Here is a 26,611-nt window from a genome sequence, read left to right on the forward strand (position 1 = left end):
GATGGTGCTGCGCTCAATCAGCCATCCGGTTGCGATTGTGAGCGTCGTTGTGGCGCTGGTCGCAACGATTGCTCTGTTTCCGCAGCAGCTCGCGCATTGGCGGCCGGAATGGGTGGGACTGGTTGTGATCTACTGGGTGCTGCGCGCCCCGAAGACCTTTGGCATTGTCATGGCATGGGTGGTCGGATTGCTGGTGGACGTGCTCCGAGCGGACATTCTTGGCATGAATGCTCTGGCAATGGCGTTGATCGCCTTCATGGTTCTTGCTTCACACCAGCGACTTCAGCTGTTTCCAGTGGCCCAGCAGGCGTTGGTGGTGTTCCTGATGATCGGCCTTGCGCACATGGTGGTGCACTTCCTGCATCAGGTGCTGGGAGAGACCGGAGGTGGATTTGATTACCTGCTGCCCGCGGTTACCAGTGGCCTGATCTGGCCCGTGTTCCGCGTTTTCTGGGATTTTGTGAATCGTAAGCTGGAGTAACCCCCAATGAACAACCCCGCCTTCCAGCCCCTGGTCCTGGCATCCGCATCACCACGCAGGCGTGAACTTCTGGACCAGATTGGCGTCTGGCACGAGGTTGCCCCTGTTGCTATCGATGAAACCCCAGTGGAGGGTGAGGCACCGGATCTCTATGTACTGCGTATGGCCAGAGAAAAGGCATTAATGTGCCAGCAGCATTGGCATGATACCGATAGGCTCTTTCTGGGTGCGGATACCACGTTGGTGGTGGATGGTCGGATCATGGGCAAACCCGACAGTGGTGCGGAGGCCCGTGCAATGCTGGCACGCCTTTCCGGCCGTGAGCACCAGGTCATGAGTGGTGTGGCTCTCGCCGGGCCCCGGGCCGTTCGGGAGCGGGTGGTTTCGTCGCGGGTACGGCTTCGTCCTCTGGCTACTTCTGAAATTGATAACTATGTGGCGACTGGCGAGCCTCTGGACAAGGCGGGCGCTTTTGGCGTCCAGGGGCGCGGCGCGGCGCTGGTGGCGGAACTGACCGGGAGCTACACAGCTGTGGTGGGGCTGCCGCTTGAGGCAGTCACCGACCTTCTCTATCAAGTGGATCAACCCGTGCATCACTGGTGGGTGGCGGCTGATGAGTGAAGAGATCCTGATCAACGTCACTCCTGTGGAAACCCGGGTTGCCCTGGTGGAAAATGGGATGCTCCAGGAGGCGTATGTGGAGCGTTCCCGCAACAAAGGTATCGTGGGCAACATCTACAAGGGGCGCGTGGTGCGGGTTTTGCCCGGTATGGAGGCGGCCTTTGTGGATATTGGTCTGGAACGGGCTGCTTTCATCCATGCCTCCGATGTGGCTGAGCTTGGCGGTGAAAGCGACAGCAACACGCCACGAACTGTGCCCGACATCCGGTCGCTTCTGCGTGAGGGGCAGTCGATCATCGTTCAGGTGACCAAGGATCCGATCGGTACCAAGGGCGCACGCCTGACCACCCATCTTTCCATCCCCTCCCGTTATCTCGTCTATATGCCGGCTATGTCCCATATAGGCGTGTCCCAGCGTATTGAGGACGAAGGCGAGCGCAAGCGCCTGCGTGAGCTGATCCAGTCTGTAGCCCGTGAGTATGACCTGGATGCCGGGGGTTACATCGTCCGTACCGCCGCTGAAAGTGTGGCAGAAGACGATATCCGGCGTGATATGGATTACCTCAACCGTCTTTCTGCTTCCATCATGGAAGGCGCCCGCGATGTTCAGGCTCCGGGAGCGATCTACCTGGATCTGCCGCTGTTCATCCGGACGGTGCGGGATCTGGTTCGGGGGCAGACGGAAAAGATCCGCATCGACTCCCGCGAAAGCTGCGAGAAACTGCTGGCTTTTGCGGACCGCTTCGTGGAACAGCTGCGCGAGATGATCGAGTTCTACCCGGGAGAGCGTCCGCTGTTTGATCTCTACGGCGTTGAAGATGAAATCCAGAAAGCGCTGAGTCGTCATGTACAGCTTAAATCAGGCGGTCATGCATTGATCGACCAGACAGAGGCCATGACCACCATTGATGTCAATACTGGTGCGTTCGTCGGGCACCGCAATCTTGAGGAGACCATCTTCAAGACCAATCTGGAGGCAGCGCGCGCCATCAGTCGCCAGCTGCGGCTGCGCAATCTCGGTGGCATCATCATCATCGATTTCATCGACATGGCAGACCTCGAGCATCAGCGCCAAGTGCTGCGTATGCTTGAGAAGATGCTGGAACGGGATCATGCCCGCACCAAAATCACCGGCGTTTCCGAGCTGGGTCTGGTGGAAATGACCCGTAAGCGCACTACCGAAAGTCTGGGGCAACTGCTTTGTGAACCCTGCCCGGTGTGCGATGGCCGTGGTTTCCTCAAAACGCCGGAGACGGTCTGCTACGAGATCTTTCGCGAGATCATGCGGGTCAATCGCGCCTATGACGTTGAGGGGTTGCTGGTCATGGGGTCGCAAAGTGTGATTGATCGGCTTCTGGATGAAGATTCGGATAACGTGGCTGATCTCGAGACCTTTATTGGTAAGACCATCAAGTTCCAGGTTGAGCTGGTCTACAGCCAGGAGCAGTACGATGTGGTTCTGCTCTAGTACAGCCCGCTGCCTGCCCCGGGATTCCGGCTTATGAATACAGCCACATCGGGGGGTGTCCGCCCGATGCTGTGGGCACTGCTCAATCGTCTGGTGGCCGTGGTCTGGATCAGCACCCTCAGTGTGCTGATTGTCGCCGCCCTCTACGTAGGGTTGGGTCGTCAGGTGATGGCCAATCTTCACCACTTCGAATCCAACATTGAAACGGCGTTGACGCAGGCGCTGGGTAAGCCTGTTCATCTCAGTGGCCTGAATGGTGCGTGGCAGGGGCTGGATCCTGTGCTCCAGGTAGGGGATCTGAGAGTCGGCGCTCAGGAGCAGGCGGATGCCTCCCTGGGGCATCTGAGAGTACGGCTCGACAGCTGGGCCTCGCTGGTGCGCCTGCGGCTGGTATTCCGCGAGTTCCGGGCAAGTGGTGGCGAGGCGACACTGAACCAGCAGCCGGATGGCCGCTTTGCCGTTGCCGGCATTTGGGAAGCAAGTGAGCCCGCAGCGAAGTCCCACCAGCGAGTCGACGCCGCCTCAAATGCGCTGGGAACGCTGGATCTGCGTCTGGGTGAGTGGGTTGACTGGCTGGGGCGGCTCCTTTCCGATCCCGTGGTGAGCCTTAAGGATGTGCGGCTCCGGGTTGAACCGGCTTCCGGCGAAGCGTTGCAGCTCACAGTGCCCGCCATGGATGTACGCTTTGAGGATGGTCTGTTCCTGGCCAGCGGGCGGTTGCTGAACGGCGCCAACGCTCACGCCAACGCCAGCGACCGCATTGGCGCTTTCGCGCTTGAAGGCAGACACCTGCTGAGCAGTGGCTTCAGCGGCGATCTTTTTCTGGATCTGGATGCTGCTGGCGTTTTCAGCGATCTGGTCACGCCCTATGAGTGGCGTGGCCTGGGCATTGATTCGCTGAATGCCCGGGGCGAGGCCTGGGTGGCCTTCAGGCGCGCCCAGCCTCAGCGGGCACGAATGACACTCCGTGTACCGGAAATTGGCCTGAGCTCTCCGGTGGAATCGTTGAACACGCTAAGTGACCTGAGTGCGGATCTTCTCTGGCAGCGCACAGCGGCGGGCTGGCGCCTCCAGACCCGGGGCTCGGCCTTCCGTTGGGGCAAGCAGGAAAACGGCGCTTTCACCAGCAGGGTGGCGCGTGACAGTGATGGGATGAGCGTGGCGGCTCAAGGGTTGGACCTGGAGGTGGTCAGCGCTATGGCCCGTAGCAGTGGGTTGCTGCCCGATGAAGAACAGGCACGCCTGGCTGCGCATGATCCGTCGGGTCATCTGGATCGGGTGACCGTGTCACTGCCTGACGATGGCGAATGGCGATTGCGCAGCAGTTTCAGCAATGTGGCCGTGGCCGCTGTTGGTGGCTCCCCATCGGCCGGTGAACTGCAGGGCTACCTCGAAACCGGTCCAGGAAAAGGCCGGATGACGCTTGAGCCAAGCCCTGCGCGCCTCGGGTTTCCGGAACTCTTCCACACGGACTGGGGGTTCGAGCGCCTTGCCGGGCGTGTCCACTGGAGGCGTCGCGGTGATGGCTGGGAAGTAGCGGTCCGGCGTTTTTCCGGGCGCCATCAAGGGATGGAGGCCGTTGGTGGGTTCCGGGTGCGTCTGCATGAAAAGGGCGCGGATACCCTCTCAGTGCGTGTTGGAGTCGTGGATGGCAAAGCCAGGATGCTTGAGCGCTTTGTGCCGAAACAGCGGGTGCCGCCCAAGCTGTATTCTTTCCTGACTAACAGCATCAGCAGCGGTACTTTTACCAGCGGATGGTACTATGGTCACGGCGACATTGGTCATGGCGAGGCCGCCGGAGACCCTGTCTTTACCTCCAGCATGGCGTACCGTTTCCGGGATACCAGTCTGACCTTCGACCCGGAATGGCCCCCCCTCACTGGTACTTCTGGCGAGCTTCATGTTCAGGGGAACGAGGGTCGCATTCAGCTTGAACAGGGCACGGTGGCAGGCGTGGGTCTGGAGCCCAGCAGTATCCGTGTCGCAGGTGGCGACCAGGGGCTGCGGGTGGACGTGGACACCGGTGCCCGCCTTGATGGTGAATTGATCACGGACGAATGGCGCCGCAACAGTCCTCTCGATAAGCTCCTTGGAAGCTGGGTGCGGGAGCTGGATGTGACCGGCGCCAACAATATTGCGCTGTCTCTCAGCCTTTGGCCCGGCCAGGGGCGGGATCCCGAGTTTGATGTCAACCTGTCGCTGGTGGATAGCCGTGTGCGTTTCGCGCCGGCTGGCGTTGAGTGGCGTGATGTGACCGGACCTCTGCGCTTTTCCAGTGACAATGGGTTCGAAGGCACGGAGCTGGAAGCCCGTTTCATGGACGAGCCGGTAGTGTTGCAGGTTCGGGATGGGCCAGAGCAGGTACCGGTATTTCGACAGAAGGGAACAGTGGCGGTAACCCGGATTGAGAAGTGGCTTGAACAGTCATTGCCCCGGATCAGTGGCAGGCTGGCTTATAAGGCATCCTTCCGGCCCACGGAGGGGCCAACGCTGCGTCTGGATGCGGATCTGGCGGATCTGGTGCTGGACTGGCCGGCGCCGTTCAATAAGCCGGCCGGCAATGAGCACAGCCTGACGACTCGAATGGATTTTGGCGGAGTCAAGGAGGATGCCGTCCGTATCCAGGGTAACTGGCAGCCGCTGGGGGCGTTCCGATTCGTTGTGCGTGAAGGGGCTGTGGAGCGTGGCCGCATCGGACTTGGGGTCAGGCATACGGAATTGCCGGATGACGCGGTACTCAGCATCACAGGCAATCTTCCTGGTGCCTCGCTGGAGCAGTGGTGGCAGGCCGCGGCCGACATACCCGTGCACAGTGACAGTATAGCGGCGGAGCACGACGCCAACACGGGCGGCTCCGCGTTACCGCCACTCAGCGCTGAGCTGGCTATTGGTGAACCACGCTTCAATGACTGGGTGCTGTCGCCACTGCGCATCCACGCCAGGGCGGAGCCTCTGGGCAGTTGGCAGGTGGATCTGGATTCTGATTGGATCAGCGGGACACTGGGCAATGGGCATGAGCGAGCGCTGACGGTCGATCTTGAGCATCTGGTGTTGCCTGCTCTGGAGGCGGAGACCGGTGGCGGGGGAGCGGCGCCGCCATTGGATAGCGCTGAATTGGCGAGTGGGGCGCGTGACTGGCCCGAGATCGGTGTTCGTGTCGGTCGCCTGGTATTCGGCGAGCGTCAGGTTTCTGACCTGTCGCTGGTGCTGGTTCCGGAGGGCGGTGATATCCGCATTGACCCGCTGGCTCTTACCATTGGGGATCTGACTCTGGATGGCAGCCTCACCTGGCAGCCGACGGCGGCAAACGGTGTTACCGAGTTCTCCGGGACTTTGGATGGTACTGATCTCAAGGGGCTGGAAAAGCTGCTTGGCCGGACCACGGTGCCGATCAGCAGCGAGCGCACCGAGGCCTCGCTCAATGTGGCCTGGCCGGGCGGGCCCACGGATTTCAGCCTTGCGGGTCTGCGTGCGGCCATGGATTTCCGGCTGGAAGATGGCATCATTGACCAGGATATTGAAGGAGCGCGGGTGTTCCGGGTCTTCAGCCTTTTGAACACTGATACGCTGTGGCGCCGTCTGCAGCTGGATTTTTCGGATGTGTATGAATCCGGAATCGCGTTTGACCACATCGAAGGTGAGGTGCTCATTCACAAGGGCCGGTTGATCTTCGATCCGGCCATATCGATCCAGGCTGCTTCTGGTGGCTTCCGGATGAGCGGTGAGGCGGATCTGATCAGCGAGGGGCTTGATATGCGTCTCGTCGTGGTACTGCCGGTCACCCAGAACCTGCCACTGGCGGCGGTGCTTTTCGGGTATGCGCCCCCCATCGGCGGTGCCCTTTTCGTGATCGACAAGGTTTTTGGCGGTATCCTGAGCCGGGTGACCAGTGCCACCTACACGCTGGAGGGCACCTGGAGCGACCCGGAGATCGAACTTCGCAATCTGTTTGACACGGAGTCGGACCTGGAAAGCTATGAACGGCCTGAGGTGGGCGTGGAAGCCCCCGCAAGGCCCGCAGAGGAGATCAGGCGATGACGGCATCCGTTTCGGTAGCAGCCATTCAGATGGTCAGTGGCTTTGAGGTGGAGCAGAACCTTGTTCGTGCTCGCGAGCTGTTGGAAGCGGCCGCCTCGGATGGGGCGCGCGTGGCGGTTCTTCCGGAAAATTTTGCTGCCTTCCAGAACCGTCGACTTGCTGAACTTGGACAGGCTGAGGCACATGGTGAGGAAGGCTCCATCCAGTCTTTTGTCGGCCGCGAGGCTGCGCGCCTCGGGCTCTGGGTCGTGGCTGGCTCGCTGCCCATGGGAACCCGTCCGGATGGCAGCACGGTGCCTGATGGCCGCGTACGGGCGGCCTGCATGGTCTGGAACGATCAGGGCGAACGGGTGGCCCGCTATGACAAGATCCATCTGTTTGATGCCCTGGTGGGGGATTCACAGGGGCGTTATCAGGAATCGGACCTGTTCGAGCCCGGTAACGAAGTGGTGACCGTGGATACCCCGGCGGGTCGGCTTGGTCTCAGCATCTGCTACGATCTGCGCTTCCCGGAGCTTTATCGCCAGCTGCGCGAAGCGGGTGCGGAATGGGTCGTGGTACCCTCAGCCTTTACTCACCGGACCGGGGAGGCCCACTGGGAGCCCCTTCTGCGGGCACGTGCGATTGAGGATCAGGTATGGGTCTGTGCGCCCAACCAAGGCGGCCAGCATGACGAGCGCCGACAGACCTGGGGCCATTCCATGATCGTTGATCCTTGGGGCCGTGTGGTCGCCGAGCGCTCGCAGGATGGGCCCGGTGTGGTCAGTGCGGTTCTGGACCGCGATCAGCTGGCCGGCACCCGTAGCGCCATCCCGGTGTGGGAGCATCGCCGCCTTTAGTTGAGGCTGATTTTTTCCCGGTTGTCACGAATGGTGGCTGGCCCGATGCCGTCCACTTCCTCAAGGTGCTCCGGGGTAGTGAATTCTCCCTGTTTCTTGCGCCAGGTAATAATAGCCTTCGCTTTGGCAGGCCCCACGCCGTGGAGAGCCTCCGCAAGAGTGTCCGCGTTGGCGGTGTTGATGTTGACGGTCTCTGCCTCTTTCGTGGCGTCCTGGGCCATGGCCGGCATGGCTGCCAGTACCAGCGCGAACGTCAGTAAGCGGCAAGCGTCTGAAATGGTTCCTTTCATGGTGACGAGTTCCTGTCTGTTAGTGATTGGCTAATGCAGGGAACAGTCCGGAGGAGGAAGATAGCGAGGGTAAGAGGTGGTCCAGACGGACGACCTCCCTGTCGCCCGATCTGTCCCGGCCTTGCCCAACTCCCTGGGCACTGTCCATCCCTGTGGCTTAGTGCTTCCTGCACCGCGGTGCGTCCCTGCAGATCATCATTCTAATCAGTCGGGTTCTGTAGGAAATAGGAAATCGCTGATCCTCGATGTAGGCGATTTCCTACACTTGTTCCCCTTCATCAATACGCTCGCGCAGGTAGCGGAAGAGGCGCCGCCGTGGGCTGTTGCGGTCGCCATTACCTGATTGGTTCGCGGCATTGCGGATGAGCTGACGCAGATGCTGGCCATCGCTCTGCGGGTAACGGCCCATGAATTCGGTCAGTGCTGGTTTGCCTTCGTGGATCAGGCGCTCGCGCCAGCGTTCGGCCATATGCAGACGCCGGGTGTGTTCCGTTGTGCCTGCGGTCTGCCCGGCAACGGCTCGGCGCAGCGCCTGTTCGTCCTCTTCAAGGATCTGGCGCCCCAGGTAATGGATCTGACGCCGCTGCGGTTCGCCATCCGCAAGAGTCCGTATGACCAGCAGTTGCTCAATGAAAGCGGGGGAGGCAGGAAGCTGGTGGATGCGTTCTTCCGGCAGGCCGGACAGCGCCGAGGCGAGGTCCCGCAACTCCTGCATTTCCCGTTTCGCCTGGCTTTTGGTGGGGAGCTCATCCTGTGGCTCTCCCGGGGTGTCAGCGTCGCTCATTCTTCCTCATCAAACCGGTTGTTGATCAGTTCCACCAGGGCATCCCGGGCACTTGCTTCATCCTGGCCGTCAATGATCAGCTCAACATCAGTGCCACAGCTGGCTGCCAGCATCATCACGGACATGATGCTCTTGCCGTTGACTTGCTGACCATCGCGCCCGAGCTGAATGCTGCTATCGAACTGTTCGGCACACCCCACAAGTTTGGCGGCGGCACGGGCATGCAGGCCAAGTTTGTTGATAATGGTGATCGACTCTCGGATCATGGGCGCTCAGGTCTCTGTTTGCACGTAGGGGAGCTCGGTGTGGCGGACCTGAATCGTGCTGAAAGCGGCTCCCAGGTGACAGGCCAGTTCCTCGGCCACATAGACCGAGCGGTGCTGGCCACCGGTGCAGCCCAGCGAGACGGTCATGTAGGAACGATTGACTGTGTGGAACTCCGGCAGCCAGCGGTCCAGGAAACCCTTGATATCATCGAGCAGGGCGGTGGTGCCGGGCTGGCCTGTCAGGTAGTCGCGGATAGGCGCGTCCAGTCCCGTGTAGCCGCGCAGGGACTCGTCCCAGAAGGGGTTGGGCAGGCAGCGCACATCGAAGACAAAGTCCGAGTCGATGGGAACTCCGTGCTTGTACCCGAAGGATTGAATGAGCAGCGCCATCTGCTGTTCATCACGGCCAACGACGCGCTCACGAACCATGTCGCGCAGCTCGTACATGGAGCGCTCAGTGGTGTCGATATGCAGGTCGGCCAGCCGAGCAATTGGCTCCAGCAGGGCTTTTTCATCCTGTATGGCCTCGGAAAGGGAGCGGGCTGAGGTGCTCAGGGGATGTTTACGCCGCGTTTGATGGAAGCGCTTCAGCAGGATGCTGTCCGCCGCATCCAGGTAGATGATCTCAACCCTCAGTTCCGGGTGCTGGAGCTGACAGTAGAGATTTTCGAAATCAGCAATATCTGCGGAGAGGTTACGCGCGTCAATGCTGACCGCGATGTCGCGCTGCTGCTCGCCGGATTCAAGCGCCTTGCGCGTTAGCGGCTGAAGCAGCCCGATGGGCAGGTTGTCGATGCAGTAATAGCCAAGATCCTCCAGAACATGCAGGGCGGTGCTTTTGCCGGAGCCTGAGCGCCCGCTCACGATGGTTACTTTCACAGGCCGATCTCCCGGTGACTGGATGGGTCGCCGTTACTGGGATGCCTTTTCGCTGGCGACAATCAGGTCGTACAGCTCGCCCGAGTCCTGACACTGGCGCAAGCGCCGGCACAAGCTACGGTCATTGAACTTCTCCGCCAGCTGGCTGAGCAGCTCCAGGTGCTCGCTGGTGGCGTTCTGCGGCACCAGCAGCACAAAAAGGATGTCCACCGGCTCACTGTCGATAGCATCGAAGTTGATGGGGGCATCCAGCGTCACTAGGGCGCCCACCACGCGCTTGCAGTCTTCCAGCCGGCAATGCGGAATGGCAATGCCCTGTCCGATACCGGTGCTGCCGAGACGCTCCCGTGCTACCAGGTTATTGAAAATCTGGTTCTCTTCAAGCTCCGGATAGTGCTGGGCCACTCTTTCGGCAATGGTCTCGAGGATGCGTTTCTTGCTCGTCCCCGGAACGCCGCAGAGGGCCAGTTCCGGGGCGAGGATGGACTCAATGGACAGTGATGAATGGACCATGGACACCGCTTGGGATCAGCGGGTGGCGGCACCGTGCTGGCGTTCCACCTGCTTTTCCTTGTGTTTGAGAATTTGCCGGTCGAGCTTGTCCACAAGCTGATCGATCGCCGCGTACATATCGTCGTGCTGGGCCTTGGCGTTGATGTCACCACCGGTTACGTGGAGCGTGGCCTCGGCGGTCTGTCGTTGTTTGACCACCGACAGCGTCACCTGTGTGTTGCTGATCTGGTCTGTATGCCGTTCAAGTTTTTCCATCTTGCTGTGGACATAGTCCTTGAGGGCTTCTGTCAGCTCGATGTGGTGACCTGAGATGTTGAGTTGCATAATCCGCTCCTGTTTCCGGTTCGGCCCTGGCCACCGGAAGGTGGCCATCATACAGGCGTAATGCCCTCTAGACGAGACGTTTGCGCTCGTTCGAAGGCGGTATGTGCATCGCCTCGCGGTATTTGGCTACCGTCCGGCGTGCCACATTAATGCCCTGGTCACTGAGTATAGTCGCTATGCGGTTATCGCTCAGTGGTTTGCGGCTTTCCTCTTCGTTAATGAGCTTGCGGATCATGGCGCGGATGGCGGTGGACGAGCATTCGCCGCCTTCGTCCGTGCTCACATGGCTGGAAAAGAAATACTTCAGTTCGTAAATGCCCCTGGGGGTATGCATGTATTTCTGGGTCGTCACGCGGGAGATGGTGGACTCATGCATGTCCACAGCCTGGGCGATTTCGGAGAGGATCAGCGGTTGCATCGCTTCCTCGCCTTCTTCAAAGAACCTTTGCTGATGATCGACGATCTGGGAGGCTACTTTCAACAGGGTTTCATTACGGCTCTGAAGACTCTTGATGAACCACTTGGCCTCCTGAAGCTGATCACGCAGGTAGGTGTTGTCCTTGCTGCTATCGGACTGGCGGATGAGCGAGGCATAGAGGCTGTTCACCTGTAGACGCGGGGCAATCTCCGGGTTAAGTTCGATTTTCCAACGCCCCTGTTGGCGGGAAACGATGACATCCGGCACCACGTATTCCGTCTCGTCCTCGCCAATGGCATCGCCCGGGCGGGGGGTCAGGCTCTGGATCAGGCCCAGGACTTCCTTGAGCTGGGCCTCGCTGAGCCGGCTGCGGCGCATGAGCTGGCGGTAATCGCGGCTGCCGAGCAGCTGGATGTAGTGGCTGATCACCAGGCGCGCCTGCTTGAGCCAGGGGGTGTCCGCTGGCAGTTGATTGAGCTGGATCAGCAGACAGTCGCGCAGATCCTTTGCTGCCACTCCGGGCGGGTCGAAATGCTGTAGCCGGTGCAGGACCGCTTCGACCTCATCCATCTCCAGCGGGTCGTCGTCATCAGAAGCACTGAGCCCCTGGTGGATCTCCTCCAGGCTCTGGGTCAGATAACCTGCGTCGTCAATGGCGTCCACAAGCGCATGGGCGATGACCCGGTCGCGCTCGGACATGGGCGTCAGGTTGAGTTGCCAGAGCAGGTGATCCTGCAGGGTTTCGCCGCGGCTGTTGCGGCTTTCGAAGTCGGTTTCGCCGCCTTCATCCTCGGGGCGCGAGGCGGCTGGCGTGGCGGGTGCGGTCTGATAGACATCGTCCCAGGCCGTGTCGACGGGCAGGCTATCCGGGATTTCGCTGTTGTCCTGCCAGTTTTCGTTATCCCAGCTTTCGGCTTCGCCGCTGCTGGCATCGCCGGCCTCATCCGAGTTGCGCGACTCCGAGCCCTCTTCATTGTCGCCGTTACTGCTGTCGGTGTTGTCGGTGGCTTCAGCGCTGCCATCGGCCTCCGTCTCGGCTTCCTCGGCAGTTTCGAGCATGGGGTTGGATTCCAGCTGCTGCTGGATTTCCTGCTGCAGATCGAGTGTGGAGAGCTGGAGTAACCGTATTGCCTGCTGCAGCTGGGGCGTCATGGTGAGCTGTTGGCCCATCTTCAGCTGCAGGGACGCTTTCATGACCATCGACTGCTTTCCCGTTCCCGATTGTCCAGCATTAACAAAGCCTCATCGGTCCCCGGGAGGACCGGCAGGGATTTTGCTTACGTCTTTTCAATCGAGTGTACAGGCGAATCGGGCAGGGCGACAACGGTTGCAGAGCGAACGCATTACAGGCGGAATTCGTTGCCCAGATAGACTTCCTTGACCTGTTGGTTGGCGAGGATGTCCTCGGCGGTGCCCGAGGCGATAATGTGACCCTCGCTTACGATATAGGCGGTTTCGCAAATGTCGAGCGTCTCGCGCACGTTATGGTCGGTAATCAGTACGCCGATGCCGCGGTCGCGCACCTGGCGTACAATCTGTTTGATCTCGCTGACGGAGATCGGGTCCACACCGGCGAAGGGTTCATCGAGCAGGATGAAAGCCGGCTCCACGGCCAGCGCCCGGGCAATCTCGGCGCGTCGGCGCTCGCCACCGGACAGACTCATGCCCAGGCTGTTGCGGATGTGGCTGATGTGGAAATCCCGCAGCAGCGATTCCATGCGCTCCACGCGTTGCGCTTTCGTAAGCTCCTTGCGGGTCTGCAGGATCGCCATCAGGTTTTCCGCCACGGTCAGCCGACGGAACACCGAGGCTTCCTGCGGAAGATAGCCGACGCCGGCGCGTGCGCGCCCATGCATGGGCAGATGGGTGATGTCGCGCTCGTGGATGCGGATACGGCCCCGGTCATGGGGGACCAGGCCCACGATCATGTAGAAACAGGTGGTCTTGCCGGCGCCATTGGGTCCAAGCAGTCCTGCGATCTGACCGCTCTGGATGCTGAGGGAGACGTCCATCACCACCGGGTGGCGGCGATAGCTCTTGGCCAGATTCAGGGCTTCCAATGTCGCCATGGTGTCTTCAGTCGCTGCTGCTGTTGTTGTTGCCGCTGTTGCGGCCGGGCTGGATGGTCATTTCAACGCGGTCGCTGTCATCATCCGACGCGCTGGAGGCGGTGACCACGCGCTCGGCTACATCGTATACGATCCGGTTACCCTGGAAGGTATCCCCCCTTTGTCGGATCAGGGCTTTGTGCTCGAAAGTGATGCGTTCTGCAGCGGCCCGGTAGATAATGGTCTCGCCTTCGGCGTAGATGGCCGGGCCCTGCGGGCTTTCCGGCTGCTCATAGGTGGCGGGCTCGCCAGTCGCCTTCATGCGGTTGAGGCTCTGGCCGTCACCCCGGTGAAGCACAACCCTTTCTGCTGTAAGAACGGCTTTCCCCTGGGTTACCCGGACACTGCCAGTGTAGGTGGCAGTCCCCTTCTGGTCGTCCAGTCGGGCATTGTCGGATTCCACTTTGATGGGATTGTTGGAATCCAGATTGAAAGCGTACACAGGCAGGGCCGTGGCTACCATGAGAAAGCCTGCGATTAATGGCCAGTATTGCCGGGCGCGTACCGTTCTGCTCATGAGCAGGCTGCCTCCCCTGTGGATCAGCGGTTGAAGTACCGGCTGCGGACGTCATTCTCTAGGCTGACCGCACGGTCGTCGATCCAGCCTGTCATGCCCACTGCATGAGTCAGGCTGTTGCGGTCGATCAGCGTCACTGGTGCGTCAGTCTGCACAATCCGCTGGTTGTTATCCAGCGTCATACGTTCACTGAGGATGAGAACATCGCCGCTTTTGGTGCGGCTGTGGCGGGCCCGGACGTCTCTCTTAAGCGTCAGCTTGGCGGCATCGCGCTGATACAGACCGGCCCGGGCGCGTACGTACCAGGGGGCACCACCATTGCGGGCCATCAACATGGCGCGGGGATGTTCCATGGTTACCCGGTTTTCTGCCTGGAACTGCTCGGCGCGGCGCGTCTGGATGCGGGATTTGAGCTTTCCTCTGGTATCGAAAGAACGGAACGTCGCGTTGATCACGAAACCATCCGGTTTTTCGGGTCCTCGCAGATCCGTGGCAGTCGTATCGCGGATCGGGTCATCCTCCTGAAAGATCAGCAGAGCAAAACCCAGCAGAACAGCGCCGACAATGCCCCATAAGGCAATGGAACGGTCGCGGATCCAGGATGGCACCAGGTGGATCAGGTTTGTCATGGTGAACGATACCCATCGATCAGCTGCGCCAGAGCACCACGGCACTCGAGCAGCCATTCAGAGACCTCCCGTATGGCTCCCAGGCCCCCCGGTGTGGTGGTGCACCAATCCGCTGACGCACGTACCGCCGTGCAGCCATTGGGGACGCTGATCCCAACGCCCGCTGTTTCGATGGCAGCCAGATCCGGCAGGTCATCGCCCACATAGGCCATTGCCTCAACCGGGACCGATGTGCGCTCGGCGAGCTCTCGCAGGGCGGTCAGTTTGTCCGTTCGCCCCTGAATCAGGTAGTCAATATCAAGATTGCGGGCGCGGTTTTCCGTCAGTGGTGAGCTGCGCCCCGTAATGAAGGCGGTAATGATGCCCTGCTTCTGGAGAAGGCGCAGGCCCTGGCCGTCGAGGATGCTGAACGCCTTGAGTTCATCGCCGCTGGCGGCGAAGTAGAGGCTGCCGTCGGTGAGAACCCCATCCACATCCATCGCCAGAAGCCGGACCGCCGCACCGCGCTCACTCAGGGGTGTCGCCATAACCGGATCTCCTAGACCACACCCGCGCGAAGCAGGTCGTGCATATTCAGGGCGCCCACCAATTGCTGGCTGTCACCGGTCACGAGCAGGCCGTTGATCTTGCTGTCCTCCATAACCTTGAGGGCTTCGGCTGCCAGGATGTTGTCGCCTACAGTCCGGCAGTGGCTGGTCATGACATCGCCGATGGGTGTGGCATGGATGTCCACGCCCTGGTCCAGGGTCCGGCGCAGGTCACCGTCGGTAAAGATACCGATAACCCGCTCACTGTCATCCACCACCGCAGTCATGCCCAGTCCCTTGCGGGAAACCTCCAGCAGTGCTTCGCCGAGGGGGGTTTGCCGCGTTACGCGGGGCAGGGCATCGCCGGTATGCATCAGATCCGAAACCTTCAGCAACAGGCGCCGTCCAAGTGTGCCGCCCGGATGGTAGAAGGCGAAATCCTCGGCCCCGAAACCGCGCGCCTCGAGCAGAGCTACTGCCAGCGCATCACCCATCACAAGTGTGACCGTGGTGGATGAGGTGGGGGCCAGGTTCATCGGGCACGCTTCCTGTGTTATCGCAATATTCAGGTTGGCGTGGGCCTGGCGGGCGAGCTGGGAGTCGGTCTTGCCGGTCATGCTGATCAGTGAGGCGCCCTTACGTTTGATCAGTGGCAGTATAGTTACCAACTCGCCAGTACTGCCGGAATTGGAGATGGCGATTACGACGTCTTCACCGGTGATCATGCCCAGATCGCCGTGGCTGGCTTCCCCCGGGTGTACGAAGAATGCAGGGGTGCCGGTGCTGGCCAGGGTAGCGGCGATCTTGGTACCGATGTGGCCGGACTTACCCATGCCGGTAACCACCACCCGGCCAGTGCACTGAAGGATCAGTTCGCAGGCCCGGCTGAACTGGTCATCAATGCGGGGCAGGAGTGCATCGATGGCGTCACGCTCGAGAGTGATGGTGCGTCGTGCCGATTCCGTAAGTGCGTCCGAAGGCGCCATGGTTCTCCTCAGAGTGCTGACAGTGTTGCTGCTGGTACCGGTGCGTCACCCATGACGAGCAGCGCCACATAGCCAATATAGAATGCCAGAAGTATACCACCTCCGACCCGCTTCAGCCGCCCCTGGCGATGATAGACGATGGCGAGGCCGGCGAGCAGCAGCGTGACTGCTACCATGGCACCGTAGTCGCGGGTGATGGCGTCGCCGTTGAGCGGTATGCCAGCCACCAGCGCGGGAACCGCAAGTACCAGCAGAAGATTGAACAGATTGGAGCCAATGAGATTGCCCATAACCATGTCGTGGCGCCCTTTGCGCGCACTGGCAATGCTGGCGGCAAGTTCCGGCAGGCTGGTCCCGAGGGCGACCACTGTTAGCCCTACTACAAGCTCGCTTACTCCCAGTGCCAGAGCGAGCTCCACTGCGCCCCAGACCAGCAGCCGCGAGCTTCCGAGCAGCAGGATAAGCCCTCCCATGATCTGTAATACCAGTACGCCGGTGGCGCGATTCCCGTGGGGCTCCGGTATTTCCTCGGTCAGCATGTTAGCTGCCTGGCCGTAACGCACCAGTACCGTGAATGCTACGGCCAGGATTGCCAGCATGAACAGACCGTCCAGGGCGCTCAGGTGGTCATCCTGGAACAGCAACCAGGTACCAACGGTCACAGTAGCAAGCAGGGGGAGTTCGATGCGCCGGGTAGGGCGTGCCAGAGTGATCGGTGTCAGCAGTGCTGTAACGCCCAGGACCAGGCCGAGATTGGCAATGTTAGAGCCGATGGCGTTACCCACGGCAATGTCGCCAGCACCTGTTACGGCAGCGACCACTGAAACCAGTACTTCCGGGGCTGACGTGCCAAAAGCCACCAGTGTCAGTCCGATCAGCATCGGGGTCATGCCCAGGCGCCGGGCACTGTCGATGGCACCAGTGATGAACTGGTCGGCGCTCCAGATCAGCAGGGTCAGGCCTAGCAGTACCGCAAGCAGGGCGGTGACCATGATGTAAGGCTCCGTGGGTTGTAGGCGGAAAACTCGCGTCGTACTGTATCGGCTGGCCGTTACTTCGTACAGTCGGGTATGGCCGAATCGGGACGACGAGGAGAGGCGACCCAATTGCAATTACAGCGCCTGGTGTTTTTCGCTCTGGGCAGTGTGGCCACGCTGGCGCTGCTACTGCTTACCGGAGGGCTGACACCGCCCGGCAACGTTGAAAAAGCGGACGCCGGCGATCACTACACCCTTTATGCCGAGTTTGCGGATGCCGGTACACTGGTACCGGGCGCGCGGGTAGCGGTCGCCGGGGTGACCGTGGGCGAGGTGGTGGACGTGGAACTGAATGCCCGTAGCTACCGCGCGAAGGTACAGATGCGCATTCAGGAGAGTCTCGATAACCTGGCAATGGACAGCGTCGCCATTATTATGACCGCGGGGCTGTTGGGTGAGCAGTACATTGAGATTTCGCCCGGTGGCCATCCGGAAACGCTCTCGGATAATGACTATATCGAGGATACGCAGTCGGCGATGAGTATTGAGACACTGATCCGCCGACGGATTGCCCGACCACGTTGATACCAGCGTGGCCGCACCACTGCAGCATACAGGAGGAAGCAGTGAACAGAATCCGATCTCTTACCCCCTTCAACCTGCTATTGGGGTTCATTATGACGCTGCTGGCAGTGCCCGCAGCCGCCGCTCAGTCCGAGGAGGACAAACTCCGCGAGTACGTACGCGAAAACAGCCTCCGCCTCGTCGATCAGCTGGCTGAAATCCGGACACTCTATAGTGAAGACCGCGAGGCCTTCTATCAGGCCATGGACGATGCCCTGGGGGAGTTTGTGGCCTTCCGACGTGTTGCGGCCCGGATCATGGGAAAGTACGCGCGCCAGGCCAGTCCCGAGGAGCGCGATGAGTTTGTGCGGGCCTTTCGGCACAGCCTCTATGACGCTTATGGCGGCGCTGCTGTCAATATCGACAGCAGTGACTTCGACATGGAGGTCGACAGTGTCGATATCAATCCGCGGCACGAGGATCGGGCTACGGTTAATCTGTCCATAATCACCGATTCCGGTGAGCGTTACGGTGTCGCTTATTCCATGTACAACCCTGATGGCGGTAACTGGCAGGTCGAGAACGTCATTGTGGAGGGGATCAACATGGGGCTTGCATTCCGTGATCGCTTTGAGCAGCAGATGCAGGCCAAAGAAGGGAATGTGAGCAAGGTGATTGATGAATGGTCCGCGGATGTAGGGAATATAGAAGGTCTGGAGGACGCCGTCGAGCAGGAGGAAAGCAGCGGGTAAAACGCGGCTTGTGCGGACTCGATGTGTCAAGGCCCCCTCACATCGGCTATAATCCAGAGCCCGGCGCAGAGCTCGCGCCGGTGACAGCCACCGTGGCAAATAATGGGAGATTGGATGCAGGCTGAAGATGTTCAGAAGCGGCTCGCGGAAGCGCTGCCGGACTGTGAGATAGACGTTCAGAACGACGGTAACCGCTTCCTGGTCGTCGCTGTTGGCGACCGATTCGCGGAGCTCAGCCGGGTCAAGCGCCAGCAGCTGATCTACGGGGAACTGGATGATCTGCTGGCTGAAGGCACCATTCATGCCCTGACCATTCGCGCCATGACGCCGCAGGAATGGCAGGCACGCCAAGATCAGTGAAGGTGGCCCAGCGCCCCGGGAGCACAACGTGGACAAGCTGCTGATTCAGGGCGGCCAGCCTCTGCAGGGTGAGATCCGGATCTCCGGTGCCAAGAATTCGGCATTGCCGATCCTGGCTGCGACTCTGCTGGCTGATGGAAAAGTGAGCGTGGGTAATCTGCCTCACCTGCATGACGTCACCACCATGATCGAGCTGCTCGGTCATATGGGCATTGAGCTCATGATTGACGAGCGCATGAGCGTCGAGGTGGATTCAAAAACCATCAAAGATCTGACCGCTCCTTATGAGCTGGTCAAGACCATGCGCGCTTCCATTCTGGTGCTGGGCCCGATGGTCGCCCATTTTGGTGAAGCGCATGTGTCGTTGCCCGGCGGTTGCGCCATTGGCACCCGGCCCGTCAATCTGCACCTGCAGGGCCTGGAGCAGATGGGGGCCCGGATTGAGGTCGATAGCGGCTATATCCATGCCTATGCCCCGCAGCGACTCAAGGGAGCGCACATCTTCCTGGATACCGTGACGGTAACCGGCACGGAGAATCTCATGATGGCGGCCGCACTGGCTGATGGCGTAACCATACTGGAAAATGCGGCACGTGAGCCTGAAGTAGTGGATCTGGGGGACTGCCTCAATGCCATGGGGGCGGACGTGCGCGGGCATGGCACGGCGACCATCGAGATCCATGGCGTGGAGCGGCTGAGCCCCTGCCACTACGACGTGCTTCCGGACCGGGTCGAGACCGGGACCTACCTGACAGCCGCCGCCGCGACCCGCGGGCATGTGCTGCTCAAGGATACCCGCGAGGACATTCTTGAGGCAGTGCTTATCAAGCTCAGGGAAGCTGGTGCCGAAGTCAACACTGGCGACAACTGGATCGAGCTCAACATGCACGGCCGCCGCCCGAAGGCAGTGAATCTCAGAACGGCGCCCTATCCTGCCTTTCCGACGGACATGCAGGCTCAGTTCGTAGCCATGAATACCGTCTCTGACGGTATTGGTTCCGTGACGGAGACGGTTTTCGAGAACCGCTTCATGCACGTCCAGGAACTGATCCGGATGGGCGCGGACATCGGCCTTGAGGGTAATACCGCTATTGTGCGCGGTGTTGACCGGCTCACCGCAGCGCCCGTTATGGCCACAGACTTGCGTGCCTCGGCCAGTCTCGTCATAGCCGGGCTGGTGGCTGAGGGTGAGACCATGGTTGATCGCATCTACCACATTGACCGGGGTTACGAGTGCATCGAAGAAAAGCTCCAGTTGCTTGGTGCCACCATCCGCAGGATGCCTTCGTGACCTCTGCAGATACTGACGGGACTATGCCGGAACAGCTGACCATCGCCCTTTCCAAGGGCCGTATTCTGGAAGAGACATTGCCGCTGCTCGCCGGAGCGGGCATCGAGCCTGAGGAGGATCCCGAGAAAAGCCGCAAGCTGGTGTTCGCCACCACTGTGCCCGGGGTGCGCCTGCTGATCATCCGCGCGACCGACGTTCCCACCTATGTTCAGTACGGTGGCGCAGACATGGGGGTGGCGGGCAAAGATGTGCTCATGGAACATGGCGGTGACGGGCTCTACGAGCCACTGGATCTTGAAATTGCCCGGTGTCGGCTGATGACCGCGGGTGTTGCCGTGCAGGCCGTGCCGGAAGGGCGCGTACGCGTGGCGACCAAGTTTACCCGGCTGGCGCGCGAATATTACGCGGCCCAGGGCAAACAGGCGGACATCATCAAGCTCTACGGTGCTATGGAACTGGCGCCCTTGCTGGGGCTGGCTGATGAGATCGTGGACATTGTCGACACCGGCAATACGCTGAAAGCCAATGGCCTGGAGCCGCGCGAGACCATCGCCAACATAAGCTCTCGGGTGGTGGTTAGCCGTTCCTCTATGAAGATGAAGCACGCACGCATCCAGCCAATCCTGGATCGCATGGGCGAAGCCGTCGCCCGCAAGCACACGCAGTGAGAGAACAGCCATGAGTGAACTGTCCATTACCCGGCTCAATACCGCTGATTCAGACTTTGAGGCGGCGCTGCGCCGCCATACAGAGTGGGAAGAAGGCGTGGATACCAGCGTGCGCCAGACCGTGGCTGACATCCTGCAAAGGGTCCGTAAGGAAGGCGATGCTGCGGTTCTGGAATACACCGCGAAGCTGGATAATCTCAGTGTCGCTTGCGTGAGTGAACTGGAAGTGGCGCGCGAGCGCATCGACGCGGCCATGCATGCTATTACAGACGAACAGTTCCAGGCGCTGGAAACCGCCGCCGACCGGATCCGGCGTTACCACCGTGAGCAGCTGCCGGAGGACTGGTCCTACGAAGAGGCTGACGGCACCCAGCTGGGACAACGGGTGCTGCCAGTGGATCGTGCGGGGCTTTATGTGCCGGGTGGTAAGGCAGCCTATCCGTCCTCTGTGCTGATGAATGCCATTCCAGCGAAGGTTGCTGGCGTGGCGGAAATTGTAATGGTAGTACCGGCTCCGGGCGGTGAGCTGAATGACCTCGTGCTGGCTGCCGCGCGCGTCGCCGGCATTGATCGCATCTACACCTTGGGTGGTGCTCAGGCGGTTGCCGCGCTGGCCTACGGAACAGAAACGGTTGCGGCAGTGGACAAGATCGTGGGGCCGGGCAACATCTATGTGGCCGAGGCCAAGCGTGAAGTCTTTGGGCGCGTGGGGATCGATATGGTCGCCGGCCCTTCCGAAATTCTGGTGATTGGCGATGGCCACACGGATCCCGATTGGGTTGCCATGGATCTGTTCTCCCAGGCCGAGCACGATGAGCAGGCCCAGGCGATTCTGGTATCACCGGATCCCGATTATATCGCGAAGGTTGAAGCCAGTATGGCTCGGCTGCTGCCGGAGATGGAGCGAGCCGGGATCATCCGCCAGTCCCTGGCCGATCGCGGCATTCTGGTCCAGTGTGCCTCACTCGAGGAAGCGGCCCAGGTGAGCAACCGCGTGGCGCCCGAGCACCTGGAGCTTTCCCTTGCGGATCCGGATGCGTTGTTGCCACAGATTCGCCATGCGGGCGCCATCTTTATGGGGTCCTGGGCGGCTGAGGTGATGGGCGATTACTGTGCTGGCCCCAATCACGTGTTGCCGACCAGTGGCACGGCCCGTTTTTCGTCGCCGCTGGGGGTCTATGACTTCCAGAAACGGTCTTCCGTTGTGCATTTCTCCGCCGCAGGGGCAGATCGCGCCGCCCGCTGCGCGTCTGTTCTGGCGCGAGGCGAGGGGCTGACGGCACATGCACGATCGGCCGAATACCGGATCCGCGACTGAGGAGCACAAATGAGCCGGTTCTGGAACGAACGGCTGCAGCAGCTCACGCCGTATATACCGGGTGAGCAGCCGCAGATCAGCAATCTTGTGAAGCTCAACACGAACGAACATCCCTTCGGGCCTAGTGAGGCGGTTACAGCAGCCATCCGTGACGCAGCGGATGAGCGCCTGCGGCTTTATCCCGATCCGGACGCGGCGGATCTGCGCGAGGCCATTGCGGACTGGTTCGGTCTTGAGGCTTCACAGGTGTTTCCCGCTAATGGCTCCGACGAGGTGTTGGCGTTCATCTTTCAGGGGCTTTTCCAGCCCGGCGAGCCGGTGCTGTTTCCTGACATCAGTTACAGTTTCTATCCGGTTTATTGTGGTCTTTATGGGCTGGAAAGCCGCGCGGTGGCTCTTGATGACGATCTGTGCATTCCGGCTGAAGCATTTCAGCCGCCCAACGGCGGCGTTATTTTCCCGAATCCCAATGCACCAACAGGGCGCTTCCTGGATCTAAGCTCTGTTGAACAGATCCTGGCCGCCAATCCGGATCGGGTGGTGGTGATTGACGAAGCCTATGTGGACTTCGGCGGTGAGAGCGCCGCCTGCCTGATTCCGGATTATCCCAATCTGCTGGTCACTCAGAGCCTGTCCAAGTCGCGCTCGCTCGCGGGCCTTAGGGTGGGCTTTGCGTTGGGTCAGAAACACCTGATCAAGGGGCTTGAACGGATCAAGAACAGTTTTAATTCCTATACTCTGGATCGGCCGGCACAGGCGGGAGCCACGGCGGCCTTCCGTGATGTGGCTGGCTTTCGCGAAGGGCAACAGGCTGTTATTGAGCAGCGCGAGCGGCTCAGCCAAGGGCTGGAGGCGCTGGGCTTCGAGGTGGTGCCTTCCAGAGCGAACTTCGTATTCTGCCGCCACCCTGCGGTCAGCGGCAGCGAACTGGCGGCGTTGCTGCGTGAGCGCCACATCATCGTGCGCCATTTTGATAAGCCCCGGATCGAACAGTATCTGCGCGTCACTATTGGCACTGGCGAGGAGATGGGTGCGTTGCTGGCGGCTCTTGATGCCATTCTCAATAATGGAGAAACGCGGATATGAGCACACCGCAAAGGGATGACCTCGTTGCAACCATGGATCAATGGCTGTGTCCGGAACTTTTCCGGGATTACTGCCCCAATGGTCTGCAGGTAGAGGGGCGTGACCAAGTGCGCACTGTGGTTACCGGGGTCACGGCGAGTCAGCGCTTCCTGGAACAGGCCATCGAGACTGGCGCGGATATGGTGCTAGTGCATCACGGCTATTTCTGGAAAGGCGAGGATCCCTGCATCCGGGGTATGAAACAGCGCCGCATTGAGCTTCTTCTCAACAATAATGTGTCGCTCGTGGCCTATCATCTGCCATTGGACGCCCACCGCAGCATGGGCAATAATGCCTGCCTGGCGCGAACAATCGGGGCATCTGAAGCGGCGCCGGTCTCGGGAGAACCCTGCGAGCTGATGTGGGCTGGAACACTGGATGAACCCCTGAAGCCGGAGGAGCTGGCGTCGCGTCTGCAGTCACGTCTCAATAGAGCGCCTCTTCCCATTGAGGGCGGGCCCGAGCTTATCCGGCGGATTGGCTGGTGCAGTGGTGGAGCACAGGGGATGATTGACCGGGCAGCCGCTTTGGGCTTGGATGCGTATCTGTCGGGCGAGATTTCGGAACCCACAGTGCATAGTGCACGGGAGCAGGGGATCCATTATTTCGCAGCCGGCCATCACGCAACGGAGCGTGACGGCGTTCAGGCTCTGGGAACAGCGCTCGCCGAAGCATTCGATATTGAGCACTGCTTCATCGAGGATCCAAGCCCCGCGTGAGCGAGGGCGCTGGTTTCCGGCTGACAACGGTATCAGGAGGTAGCGTTGCGGCTCGTATTCTCTGACTCTTCTTTCCTGAGACCGTAATCCTCGGCCAGCATGCCGTTGTCATCCCGCGTGTTGCGCGGCGCGTAGTCGCGCGGCGGCTCGACGCTTTCGTTTTGGTCGGTTGATCCCTTATAGCTCAGTTGATGATCACGCTGGGCCTGTTCCAGCTCTTCACGGGCTTCAGTTTCCGTGCAAAGGCGTGAAGCACCCTTGGCCAGGTGCTCATGCACCTCCCGATAGGAATCGTTGAGCCGCCGGAACAGTTCCGCCGTCTCCATGAAGTGCTCGTTCACTTGCGCCTGATAGCGGGTGTGTTCGTTCTGAAGGGCGTCGAGCTGCTGAGCGAGTCGGCGCTGGCGCACGTTGCGCCCGCCCATTGTCCGGGCGATTCCCCACCCCAGAGCAAGACCGATTACCAGTGCCGCAATACCAACGGCGAGCATGGACTGCATAGTGCTATCCTTCTGTTGCCGGGAAGGCGCTGGTACACGACCAGCCATGATGAAATCATGGTATGACAAAGCGAGCCCCGGCAACAGTCCCGACTTCAATGGGATTTGGAGGGTAGCGCGAAAATCCGTATATTGCCCGTCTCAAAATGGCAGTTGTGAGGCAGGCATGAGCGCCAGTGACGCAGCACCATCGTCGGGACCGATGGCCCGGTATCGTCAGGATCAGAAACATGGGGGCTTCCAGCAGGATTCTGCCCAGGAGACGGCTATTCAGCACCTGCAGGATCTGTATGAGGCGTTGGTGGCCGCCGAAAAGGCGCGCGACAACGTTGGCAGGCGACTGAAGCGCTGGCTCCGCCGCGGGCGCGAAGACCCCGTCATGGGCCTCTATTTCTGGGGTGGTGTTGGCCGCGGCAAGACCTACATGATGGATCTGTTCTATGACGCTCTGCCGTTCGAGCGCAAGCTCCGGGTGCACTTCCATCGCTTCATGCAGCGGGTGCACCGGGAACTGGCGGAGCTGGAGGGCTACAGCAACCCTCTGGATACCATTGCCGCCCGCTTCGCCGAGGAATGCAGGGTTATCTGCTTCGATGAGTTTTTCGTTTCTGAGATCGGCGATGCCATGATCCTGGCGACTCTGCTGGATGGGCTCTTCTATCGGGGTGTAACACTGGTCTGCACATCCAACATTGAACCGGATGGTCTTTATTGGAACGGCCTCCAGCGCGCCCGCTTCCTTCCCGCCATTGATCTGCTTAACCGCTACACCAGGGTTTTGAACATCGACGGCGGTGTCGACTACCGGCTGCGAACATTGGAGCAGGCCCAATTGTTCCATTCACCGCTGGGCCCGGAGGCAGAGCAAAGCCTGCACAAGAGCTATGAAGAACTCGCGCTGACCGGGGGCGACCAGGGCAAGGACCTGGAGGTCAATGGTCGACTCATCCATGCCCGGCGTCATGCGGATGACGTGGTCTGGTTCGACTTCCCTGAACTCTGTGACGGTCCACGCAGCCAGAACGACTACATCGAGCTCGCGCGCGAGTTCCACGCCGTTCTCCTTTCCAACGTACCGGTTATGGGTGCCGACTCCGATGACCGGGCCCGGCGTTTCATCAACCTGGTGGATGAGTTCTACGACCGCTGCGTCAAGCTGATCATTTCCGCCGAGGCACCAATCCCTGATCTATACACGGGAACCAACCTCGCGTTTGAGTTCGAGCGCACGGAATCCCGGCTTCTGGAGATGCAGTCCCACGAGTATCTGGAACTGCCTCACAAGGCCTGAAACACGTCAGTCACACAACTCAATAGCCATGGCGGTGGCTTCACCGCCGCCGATGCACAGCGAGGCGATACCGCGCCGGCCGCCAGTGCGCCTCAAGGCGTGGATTAGTGACACAATCAGGCGCGAGCCGGTTGAGCCGATGGGGTGACCCTGTGCGCAGGCGCCGCCATGGATATTCACTTTTTCCGGGGCCAGCGCCAGTTCGTCCATGGCAATCATGGCGACCACCGCGAACGCTTCATTGATCTCGTAGAGATCCACATCCTCCGTTGACCACCCGGTGTACTCCAGAAGCCGCTGAATGGCGCCCACCGGAGCCAGGGTGAACTCGGATGGATGCCGGGAGAAGGTGGCATGCCCGAGGATCCGCGCCAGCGGCTTGGAGCCGTGGCGATCCACAGCCGCGCCACTCATCAGCATGAGTGCCGAGGCGCCGTCCGAGATGGAGGAGGCATTGGCCGCCGTAATAGTGCCATCCTTGGCAAAGGCTGGGCGCATGGAAGGGATACGGTCGATGTTGGCCTGGCCGGGCTGTTCGTCATCACGGACATTTGTTTCATTCCCCTTGCGGTCGATTTGGGAAACGGCAACCGTTTCTGCATTCAGCCAGCTGTTGTTGATGGCCGTGTTGGCCCGTTCCAGGGAGCGGATGGCGAAGGCGTCCATGGCTTTCCGGGAGTAGCCCAGCCGGTCCGCGGTTTCCTGAGCGAATTCACCCATAAGACGGGTGGTTTCCGCATCCTGCAGACCGTCGATGAACATGTGGTCCTGAGGCGCACGGCCGGGGCCCATGCGGTAACCCCGGCGTGCATCCGTCAGCAGATAGGGGGCGTTGGACATGCTTTCCATGCCGCCGCTCAGCACAACGTCGCCACTTCCGGCACGGATCAGGTCATGGCCGAACATGGTGGCCTTCATGCCAGAGCCGCAGAGTTTGTTGACGGTGGTTGCGCCTGTGCCATCCTGTAGGCCGCCGTGGCGCGCCGCTTGGCGCGCCGGCCCCTGCCCGGTGCCGGCAGGCAGCACATTGCCCATCACAACCTCCTCAACAGCCGCTGGCTCAAGCCCGGAGTCTGTCAGCACTGCGTCTACAGCTTCAGCGCCCAGGGCAGGGGCGCTCAGGGTGGCCAGGCTGCCAAGAAAACCACCCATCGGAGTGCGGCGGGCTGCGGTGATGTAAATGAAGGGGTAGGCCATGGTCTTCTCCTGGACATTTATAGGGGGACTGATACGAATGCTGCCACGATCACAAAAAATTTGGCAGATGAAATTGGTGGAGTCGCGGTTTTGTGTCTATATTGGGTATTAACCTGCGGAAACTAATACTCGAGCAGCGATCCAGATAAACGGAGTAGCGT

The 26,611-nt window shown here is 60.5% G+C and carries 29 protein-coding genes; 14 read left to right on the plus strand and 15 right to left on the minus strand.

Annotated features, from left to right (window positions below):
* Position 1 precedes the first annotated feature (1 nt).
* The 5 genes from mreD to AAF659_RS01040 are packed head-to-tail and all read left to right on the plus strand — an operon-like array spanning position 2 to position 7,447.
* A complete protein-coding gene (gene mreD / locus AAF659_RS01020) occupies positions 2–481 on the plus strand; it encodes a rod shape-determining protein MreD (RefSeq protein ID WP_349749836.1) in 480 nt (159 codons plus the stop codon).
* 6 nt (positions 482–487) lie between these two features.
* Positions 488–1,102, plus strand: a complete 615-nt coding sequence (locus AAF659_RS01025) for a Maf family protein (RefSeq protein ID WP_349749837.1) — start codon at positions 488–490, stop codon at positions 1,100–1,102.
* Positions 1,095–2,570 carry a ribonuclease G gene (gene rng / locus AAF659_RS01030; RefSeq protein WP_349749838.1) on the plus strand — a complete coding sequence of 492 codons (1,476 nt, stop codon included), beginning with the start codon at positions 1,095–1,097 and terminating at the stop codon, positions 2,568–2,570. The genes AAF659_RS01025 and rng overlap by 8 nt, the downstream gene beginning before the upstream one ends.
* 33 nt (positions 2,571–2,603) lie before the next feature.
* The gene (locus AAF659_RS01035) at positions 2,604–6,608 is read left to right on the plus strand and encodes a YhdP family protein (RefSeq protein ID WP_349749840.1); all 4,005 of its coding nucleotides are present in this window, start codon (positions 2,604–2,606) and stop codon (positions 6,606–6,608) included.
* On the plus strand, positions 6,605–7,447 hold the full coding sequence (locus tag AAF659_RS01040) for a carbon-nitrogen hydrolase family protein (protein WP_349749841.1): 843 nt from the start codon (positions 6,605–6,607) through the stop codon (positions 7,445–7,447). Before AAF659_RS01035 ends, AAF659_RS01040 begins: the two co-directional genes overlap by 4 nt.
* Here AAF659_RS01040 and AAF659_RS01045 read toward each other — a convergent pair.
* From AAF659_RS01045 to AAF659_RS01105, 13 genes are all read right to left on the minus strand, one after another.
* Positions 7,444–7,737, minus strand: a complete 294-nt coding sequence (locus AAF659_RS01045; protein WP_349749842.1) for a ComEA family DNA-binding protein — start codon at positions 7,735–7,737, stop codon at positions 7,444–7,446. The two genes, AAF659_RS01040 and AAF659_RS01045, sit on opposite strands and share 4 nt — an antisense overlap.
* 259 nt (positions 7,738–7,996) lie before the next feature.
* Positions 7,997–8,521: a ribosome biogenesis factor YjgA gene (gene yjgA / locus AAF659_RS01050; protein ID WP_349749843.1), complete on the minus strand. Its 525-nt coding sequence runs from the start codon at positions 8,519–8,521 to the stop codon at positions 7,997–7,999.
* Complete coding sequence (locus tag AAF659_RS01055) at positions 8,518–8,787, minus strand: HPr family phosphocarrier protein (RefSeq protein ID WP_349749844.1); 270 nt, start codon at positions 8,785–8,787, stop codon at positions 8,518–8,520. The genes yjgA and AAF659_RS01055 overlap by 4 nt, the downstream gene beginning before the upstream one ends.
* A gap of 6 nt (positions 8,788–8,793) precedes the next feature.
* Complete coding sequence (gene rapZ, locus AAF659_RS01060) at positions 8,794–9,666, minus strand: RNase adapter RapZ (protein WP_349749845.1); 873 nt, start codon at positions 9,664–9,666, stop codon at positions 8,794–8,796.
* Between the two features lie 33 nt (positions 9,667–9,699).
* On the minus strand, positions 9,700–10,179 hold the full coding sequence (ptsN, locus tag AAF659_RS01065) for a PTS IIA-like nitrogen regulatory protein PtsN (RefSeq protein ID WP_349749846.1): 480 nt from the start codon (positions 10,177–10,179) through the stop codon (positions 9,700–9,702).
* 15 nt (positions 10,180–10,194) lie between these two features.
* Positions 10,195–10,503: a ribosome hibernation-promoting factor, HPF/YfiA family gene (hpf, locus tag AAF659_RS01070; RefSeq protein WP_349749847.1), complete on the minus strand. Its 309-nt coding sequence runs from the start codon at positions 10,501–10,503 to the stop codon at positions 10,195–10,197.
* Between the two features lie 67 nt (positions 10,504–10,570).
* The gene (locus tag AAF659_RS01075; protein ID WP_349749848.1) at positions 10,571–12,115 is read right to left on the minus strand and encodes an RNA polymerase factor sigma-54; all 1,545 of its coding nucleotides are present in this window, start codon (positions 12,113–12,115) and stop codon (positions 10,571–10,573) included.
* Positions 12,116–12,264: 149 nt separating this feature from the next.
* Positions 12,265–12,990, minus strand: coding sequence for an LPS export ABC transporter ATP-binding protein (gene lptB, locus AAF659_RS01080; protein WP_349749849.1), 726 nt, complete (start codon positions 12,988–12,990; stop codon positions 12,265–12,267).
* Positions 12,991–12,997: 7 nt separating this feature from the next.
* Positions 12,998–13,546 carry a lipopolysaccharide transport periplasmic protein LptA gene (gene lptA / locus AAF659_RS01085; RefSeq protein ID WP_349749850.1) on the minus strand — a complete coding sequence of 183 codons (549 nt, stop codon included), beginning with the start codon at positions 13,544–13,546 and terminating at the stop codon, positions 12,998–13,000.
* A 23-nt stretch (positions 13,547–13,569) separates the two neighbouring features.
* Positions 13,570–14,175 (minus strand): LPS export ABC transporter periplasmic protein LptC, encoded by a 606-nt coding sequence (lptC, locus tag AAF659_RS01090; protein WP_349749851.1) that lies wholly within the window; start codon positions 14,173–14,175, stop codon positions 13,570–13,572.
* Positions 14,172–14,702 (minus strand): KdsC family phosphatase, encoded by a 531-nt coding sequence (locus tag AAF659_RS01095; RefSeq protein ID WP_349749852.1) that lies wholly within the window; start codon positions 14,700–14,702, stop codon positions 14,172–14,174. Before AAF659_RS01095 ends, lptC begins: the two co-directional genes overlap by 4 nt.
* Positions 14,703–14,713: 11 nt before the next feature.
* Entirely contained in the window at positions 14,714–15,688 is a 975-nt protein-coding gene (locus AAF659_RS01100; protein WP_349749853.1) for a KpsF/GutQ family sugar-phosphate isomerase, read from the minus strand.
* A gap of 8 nt (positions 15,689–15,696) precedes the next feature.
* Positions 15,697–16,680: a calcium/sodium antiporter gene (locus tag AAF659_RS01105; protein WP_349749854.1), complete on the minus strand. Its 984-nt coding sequence runs from the start codon at positions 16,678–16,680 to the stop codon at positions 15,697–15,699.
* 114 nt (positions 16,681–16,794) lie between these two features.
* On the opposite strand from AAF659_RS01105, the gene mlaD reads away from it, so the two are divergent.
* The 8 genes from mlaD (at position 16,795) to AAF659_RS01145 (ending at position 23,462) form a co-directional block, all read left to right on the plus strand.
* Positions 16,795–17,250: an outer membrane lipid asymmetry maintenance protein MlaD gene (gene mlaD / locus AAF659_RS01110; protein ID WP_349749855.1), complete on the plus strand. Its 456-nt coding sequence runs from the start codon at positions 16,795–16,797 to the stop codon at positions 17,248–17,250.
* Between the two features lie 41 nt (positions 17,251–17,291).
* On the plus strand, positions 17,292–17,981 hold the full coding sequence (locus AAF659_RS01115) for an MlaC/ttg2D family ABC transporter substrate-binding protein (RefSeq protein WP_349749857.1): 690 nt from the start codon (positions 17,292–17,294) through the stop codon (positions 17,979–17,981).
* Between the two features lie 114 nt (positions 17,982–18,095).
* Complete coding sequence (locus tag AAF659_RS01120) at positions 18,096–18,341, plus strand: BolA family protein (RefSeq protein ID WP_349749858.1); 246 nt, start codon at positions 18,096–18,098, stop codon at positions 18,339–18,341.
* Between the two features lie 28 nt (positions 18,342–18,369).
* Complete coding sequence (gene murA, locus AAF659_RS01125; protein WP_349749859.1) at positions 18,370–19,632, plus strand: UDP-N-acetylglucosamine 1-carboxyvinyltransferase; 1,263 nt, start codon at positions 18,370–18,372, stop codon at positions 19,630–19,632.
* 23 nt (positions 19,633–19,655) lie between these two features.
* The gene (gene hisG / locus AAF659_RS01130) at positions 19,656–20,300 is read left to right on the plus strand and encodes an ATP phosphoribosyltransferase (protein ID WP_349750737.1); all 645 of its coding nucleotides are present in this window, start codon (positions 19,656–19,658) and stop codon (positions 20,298–20,300) included.
* A gap of 10 nt (positions 20,301–20,310) precedes the next feature.
* Positions 20,311–21,618 carry a histidinol dehydrogenase gene (gene hisD, locus AAF659_RS01135; protein WP_349749860.1) on the plus strand — a complete coding sequence of 436 codons (1,308 nt, stop codon included), beginning with the start codon at positions 20,311–20,313 and terminating at the stop codon, positions 21,616–21,618.
* Between the two features lie 9 nt (positions 21,619–21,627).
* On the plus strand, positions 21,628–22,704 hold the full coding sequence (gene hisC / locus AAF659_RS01140; RefSeq protein ID WP_349749861.1) for a histidinol-phosphate transaminase: 1,077 nt from the start codon (positions 21,628–21,630) through the stop codon (positions 22,702–22,704).
* Complete coding sequence (locus AAF659_RS01145; protein ID WP_349749862.1) at positions 22,701–23,462, plus strand: Nif3-like dinuclear metal center hexameric protein; 762 nt, start codon at positions 22,701–22,703, stop codon at positions 23,460–23,462. Before hisC ends, AAF659_RS01145 begins: the two co-directional genes overlap by 4 nt.
* Positions 23,463–23,494: 32 nt before the next feature.
* Here the strand turns inward: AAF659_RS01145 and AAF659_RS01150 are convergent, their stop codons facing one another.
* The gene (locus AAF659_RS01150) at positions 23,495–23,962 is read right to left on the minus strand and encodes a Z-ring associated ZapG family protein (protein ID WP_349749863.1); all 468 of its coding nucleotides are present in this window, start codon (positions 23,960–23,962) and stop codon (positions 23,495–23,497) included.
* A 166-nt stretch (positions 23,963–24,128) separates the two neighbouring features.
* On the opposite strand from AAF659_RS01150, the gene zapE reads away from it, so the two are divergent.
* Positions 24,129–25,253, plus strand: a complete 1,125-nt coding sequence (gene zapE, locus AAF659_RS01155) for a cell division protein ZapE (protein WP_349749864.1) — start codon at positions 24,129–24,131, stop codon at positions 25,251–25,253.
* A 6-nt stretch (positions 25,254–25,259) separates the two neighbouring features.
* Here the strand turns inward: zapE and AAF659_RS01160 are convergent, their stop codons facing one another.
* A complete protein-coding gene (locus AAF659_RS01160) occupies positions 25,260–26,450 on the minus strand; it encodes a thiolase family protein (RefSeq protein WP_349749865.1) in 1,191 nt (396 codons plus the stop codon).
* Positions 26,451–26,611 lie beyond the last annotated feature (161 nt).

It is taken from the genome of Salicola sp. Rm-C-2C1-2, from assembly GCF_040196175.1.
Classification (GTDB): domain Bacteria; phylum Pseudomonadota; class Gammaproteobacteria; order Pseudomonadales; family Oleiphilaceae; genus Halospina.

Coding starts and splice junctions, on each gene's coding strand:
- mreD (WP_349749836.1), top strand. CDS start 2: ATGGTGCTGCGCTCAATCAGCCATCCGGTTGCGATTGTGAGCGTCGTT.
- AAF659_RS01025 (WP_349749837.1), top strand. CDS start 488: ATGAACAACCCCGCCTTCCAGCCCCTGGTCCTGGCATCCGCATCACCA.
- rng (WP_349749838.1), top strand. CDS start 1,095: ATGAGTGAAGAGATCCTGATCAACGTCACTCCTGTGGAAACCCGGGTT.
- AAF659_RS01035 (WP_349749840.1), top strand. CDS start 2,604: ATGAATACAGCCACATCGGGGGGTGTCCGCCCGATGCTGTGGGCACTG.
- AAF659_RS01040 (WP_349749841.1), top strand. CDS start 6,605: ATGACGGCATCCGTTTCGGTAGCAGCCATTCAGATGGTCAGTGGCTTT.
- AAF659_RS01045 (WP_349749842.1), bottom strand. CDS start 7,737: ATGAAAGGAACCATTTCAGACGCTTGCCGCTTACTGACGTTCGCGCTG.
- yjgA (WP_349749843.1), bottom strand. CDS start 8,521: ATGAGCGACGCTGACACCCCGGGAGAGCCACAGGATGAGCTCCCCACC.
- AAF659_RS01055 (WP_349749844.1), bottom strand. CDS start 8,787: ATGATCCGAGAGTCGATCACCATTATCAACAAACTTGGCCTGCATGCC.
- ptsN (WP_349749846.1), bottom strand. CDS start 10,179: ATGGTCCATTCATCACTGTCCATTGAGTCCATCCTCGCCCCGGAACTG.
- hpf (WP_349749847.1), bottom strand. CDS start 10,503: ATGCAACTCAACATCTCAGGTCACCACATCGAGCTGACAGAAGCCCTC.
- AAF659_RS01075 (WP_349749848.1), bottom strand. CDS start 12,115: ATGAAAGCGTCCCTGCAGCTGAAGATGGGCCAACAGCTCACCATGACG.
- lptB (WP_349749849.1), bottom strand. CDS start 12,990: ATGGCGACATTGGAAGCCCTGAATCTGGCCAAGAGCTATCGCCGCCAC.
- lptA (WP_349749850.1), bottom strand. CDS start 13,546: ATGAGCAGAACGGTACGCGCCCGGCAATACTGGCCATTAATCGCAGGC.
- lptC (WP_349749851.1), bottom strand. CDS start 14,175: ATGACAAACCTGATCCACCTGGTGCCATCCTGGATCCGCGACCGTTCC.
- AAF659_RS01095 (WP_349749852.1), bottom strand. CDS start 14,702: ATGGCGACACCCCTGAGTGAGCGCGGTGCGGCGGTCCGGCTTCTGGCG.
- AAF659_RS01100 (WP_349749853.1), bottom strand. CDS start 15,688: ATGGCGCCTTCGGACGCACTTACGGAATCGGCACGACGCACCATCACT.
- AAF659_RS01105 (WP_349749854.1), bottom strand. CDS start 16,680: ATGGTCACCGCCCTGCTTGCGGTACTGCTAGGCCTGACCCTGCTGATC.
- AAF659_RS01120 (WP_349749858.1), top strand. CDS start 18,096: ATGCAGGCTGAAGATGTTCAGAAGCGGCTCGCGGAAGCGCTGCCGGAC.
- hisG (WP_349750737.1), top strand. CDS start 19,656: ATGCCGGAACAGCTGACCATCGCCCTTTCCAAGGGCCGTATTCTGGAA.
- hisD (WP_349749860.1), top strand. CDS start 20,311: ATGAGTGAACTGTCCATTACCCGGCTCAATACCGCTGATTCAGACTTT.
- hisC (WP_349749861.1), top strand. CDS start 21,628: ATGAGCCGGTTCTGGAACGAACGGCTGCAGCAGCTCACGCCGTATATA.
- AAF659_RS01145 (WP_349749862.1), top strand. CDS start 22,701: ATGAGCACACCGCAAAGGGATGACCTCGTTGCAACCATGGATCAATGG.
- AAF659_RS01150 (WP_349749863.1), bottom strand. CDS start 23,962: ATGCAGTCCATGCTCGCCGTTGGTATTGCGGCACTGGTAATCGGTCTT.
- zapE (WP_349749864.1), top strand. CDS start 24,129: ATGAGCGCCAGTGACGCAGCACCATCGTCGGGACCGATGGCCCGGTAT.
- AAF659_RS01160 (WP_349749865.1), bottom strand. CDS start 26,450: ATGGCCTACCCCTTCATTTACATCACCGCAGCCCGCCGCACTCCGATG.